5 protein-coding genes are annotated in these 2,934 nt (G+C 43.3%); 2 read left to right on the forward strand and 3 right to left on the reverse strand.

Annotated elements, in window-relative coordinates; genetic code table 11:
• Nucleotides 1-415, forward strand: a 415-nt coding sequence (locus B7C60_RS17250; protein ID WP_216639325.1) for a DUF2057 family protein, incomplete at its 5' end; no start/stop codon positions are given.
• Between the two features lie 10 nt (nucleotides 416-425).
• Entirely contained in the window at nucleotides 426-851 is a 426-nt protein-coding gene (gene cueR, locus B7C60_RS13345; protein ID WP_099612091.1) for a Cu(I)-responsive transcriptional regulator, read from the forward strand.
• A 100-nt stretch (nucleotides 852-951) separates the two neighbouring features.
• On the opposite strand, the gene B7C60_RS13350 is transcribed toward cueR, so the two are convergent.
• The 3 genes from B7C60_RS13350 to B7C60_RS19320 all read right to left on the reverse strand — a co-directional run.
• On the reverse strand, nucleotides 952-1,425 hold the full coding sequence (locus B7C60_RS13350) for an NfeD family protein (RefSeq protein ID WP_099612092.1): 474 nt from the start codon (nucleotides 1,423-1,425) through the stop codon (nucleotides 952-954).
• Nucleotides 1,422-2,351 carry an SPFH domain-containing protein gene (locus B7C60_RS13355; protein ID WP_099612093.1) on the reverse strand — a complete coding sequence of 310 codons (930 nt, stop codon included), beginning with the start codon at nucleotides 2,349-2,351 and terminating at the stop codon, nucleotides 1,422-1,424. The genes B7C60_RS13350 and B7C60_RS13355 overlap by 4 nt, the downstream gene beginning before the upstream one ends.
• A gap of 308 nt (nucleotides 2,352-2,659) precedes the next feature.
• Nucleotides 2,660-2,934, reverse strand: a 275-nt coding sequence (locus B7C60_RS19320) for a tetratricopeptide repeat protein (RefSeq protein WP_245869433.1), incomplete at its 5' end; no start/stop codon positions are given.

The following is a 2,934-nucleotide window of genomic DNA, read 5'->3' on the forward strand; positions in this document are numbered from 1 at the left end:
ATCGCCCCTGATGATTGTGAAAATTTCTGGTGATGAGGGTAAGCTAAACCTTGCACCCACTATGATTGTCCGTAATGAAGGCAATGCACTAGAGTTTGATCGTCATCCGGCTTTAAACATAGAGGTAATACAAGGGCCGCTGGAGGTAGAACAAGACTTTATTCCTGGCCGTTCTTTTGGTTTAATGGGCGATTATCGTAAAGAACTCAGGCAGTTTAACCGTACCGACAGTAAAGCAGCTATTCATCGCTCATCATTAGTTGCTCGTCCAGTGGTTGCGTCACACGTTGAAAAAAAATCAGCAATGATAGAGGATAATCTTGAAGCGGATAAACTTAAGATGCTCCAAGAGACTTATCTTGACCTTGATGAAGCACAACGCAAAGCGTTTCTGTCTTGGGCAATAAGTCAATAATGGGAATAAAATGCAAATTCGTGATGTGGCAAAAATTACCGGGTTAAGTGCTAAATCAATTCGATTCTATGAATCTAAAGGGTTGATTGCGGCTGCTGAGCGAGGCAGTAATGGCTATCGGTATTATTCGGAACATCACTTAGCGCAACTGCGCTTAATCGCTAGCGCTAGGCAAGTTGGGTTTAGTTTAGATGAGTGCGCCTCTTTATTACAACTTGCACAAAAAGAAGATCGAACCAGTGCGGAAATTAAGCAAAAAACGCAGCGTAAAGTGCAAGATATCGAGAGTAAAATAGCACAACTTGAGCAGATTAAAGCACAATTGCAATCTTGGATCAGTGAATGTCCCGGTGATAGTGGGCCAGCATGCCCTATTTTAGATAATCTCTATCACTATCCTGCGGCGCAAAAATCTTGTGGCATGAAAAAAAGTTAAGGTAATCGGTACGACGATAACAATCCTTGATAAAAAAAGAAGAAGAGTAACGTTGTAACGGCTCTTCTTCTTTTTGGTTATAATCTGAAATGTGATATGGCTATTGTTGTGCGCTAGATGCGCGGTAGGGTTTGATTTTTAGAGTAATTCCATCAAGGGCAATAATTTCCGCCATATTACCGGCATGAATATCCTCTTCACTGATGGCTGACCATGTACTATCGGCGAGGTGTATTCGTGTGACGATACCAGCTTTTACCTCATCCGTTATTGGTATTCGTTGGCCAATTAGCTGTTTCTCTTTTTGATTTAAAACGCGTTGACTGTCGCTAATGCGATCTGTTTTAAACTGACGACGCCACCATAACCAAGTGGTTATTAATGAGAAACTCGCAAATGTCATCCATTGCAACTGCCAACCGATGGGAATAAATAGCATTAATAGGCCAACCAGTAATCCGGAGAGCCCCAGCCAAAGAAAGTAACCCGCGGTGCCAAGCAATTCGATAGTGAGCAACGCTAAACCCAATGCTAACCAGTGCCAATAGTTGAATTGTGTTAACCAGTCAATCAAGCTTGATTTCCTTTATCTGTTGAATGCTGAAACATCTCTGCGATGCCAGCGATTGATCCCATGAGGCCTGTTGCTTCCAGCGGTAGCATAATAATTTTTCCATTTTCTGCTTGGCCAATTGATTTTAGCGCTTCGGTATACCCTTGAGCAATAAAGTAATTAACCGCTTGCATGTCTCCTTTAGCAATCGCTTCAGAGACCATTGAGGTCGCTTTTGCTTCAGCTTCTGCTGCGCGTTCACGAGCTTCAGCTTGTAGAATCGCGGCTTGCTTTTCCCCTTCGGCCTTTAATATTTCCGATTGTTTTTGTCCTTCGGCGCGTAAGATTTGTGCTTGACGAATTCCTTCCGCTTCTAAGACTTCGGCGCGTTTATTTCGCTCAGCTTTCATTTGCGCATTCATTGCCGCCGTTAGATCGGCGGGGGGTTGTACATCTTTGATTTCAATTCGAGTGATCTTGATGCCCCATGGATTGGTGGCTTGATCAATGATGGATAATAATTTGGTATTAATCATATCCCGTTGACTGAGCATTTCGTCCAGTTCCATTGAGCCGAGTACAGTACGCATGTTAGTTAATGTTAAATTACGGATAGCGTGCTCTAAATCGGTCACTTCATAAGCTGCTCGTGCCGCATCGATGACTTGCACAAAGCAGACCGCATCAATGACGACGCTGGCATTATCTTTACTGATCACTTCTTGAGCGGGAATGTCGAGTACCCTTTCCATCATATTAATTTTTTGGCCGATGCGGTCGACAAATGGAATGATAATATTTAAGCCGGGTTTTAATGTATGGGTATAACGGCCAAAGCGTTCGACCGTCCAGTGCTTACCTTGAGGGACGGTTTTTACTGCAGAAATGATAAAGACAACAGCGACGACGACAAATACGCCGATCGTAATAAGGGAGTCTATAGCCATGACGTATCCTTGTGGAGTGAAATAAAATACTAATATAATTGAATATCAATTGTGCAGTAGAGTTGAGTCGCTGGCAAGCCAACTTAGCGATAATTGATCAGCTTCGTATAAAATCAGGCGGCCCAGCCTTTGATTTTAGTGGTGGGGATCACTTTTGGCTCTTTTGATGTTGCTGGGGGGGGGGTATCTCGACATTTCTCTCCTTGTCGTTAACGCCCCCAATCGGATAGTCTGTCTATGTTCATGGGGGACTCGCTCACTGGCTGCCTACCTGCAATTCCAAGTGGTTTGGGTATCGAGTTGCATGCTTAATAAAGCAATGAGTATAACTGACGACGATAACGACTAGCGATCGGGTTACTTTGCCCCAATGCATTTAATATATCCATGAATGTTTTTTTCATATCGCCGTCTAACGTATTCAGATCGCGGTTTAGAAAACGCCATAACAAAGCAAGGGCTTCTTCATCACGTTGTACTTGGTGATATTGACTGGCAAGCTCATTGGCAATTTTTGCATTGCTTGGTTGTTCGGTCAATGCTGTCTCAAGTGCTTGAATTTCTGGGCTATCAGCTGCTTGTT

The sequence above is a fragment of the Vibrio fujianensis genome (genome assembly GCF_002749895.1).
GTDB lineage: Bacteria > Pseudomonadota > Gammaproteobacteria > Enterobacterales > Vibrionaceae > Vibrio > Vibrio fujianensis.

Excerpts from the sequence above, each read along its gene's own strand:
- cueR (WP_099612091.1), top strand. The coding sequence starts at position 426 with ATGCAAATTCGTGATGTGGCAAAAATTACCGGGTTAAGTGCTAAATCA.
- B7C60_RS13355 (WP_099612093.1), bottom strand. The coding sequence starts at position 2,351 with ATGGCTATAGACTCCCTTATTACGATCGGCGTATTTGTCGTCGTCGCT.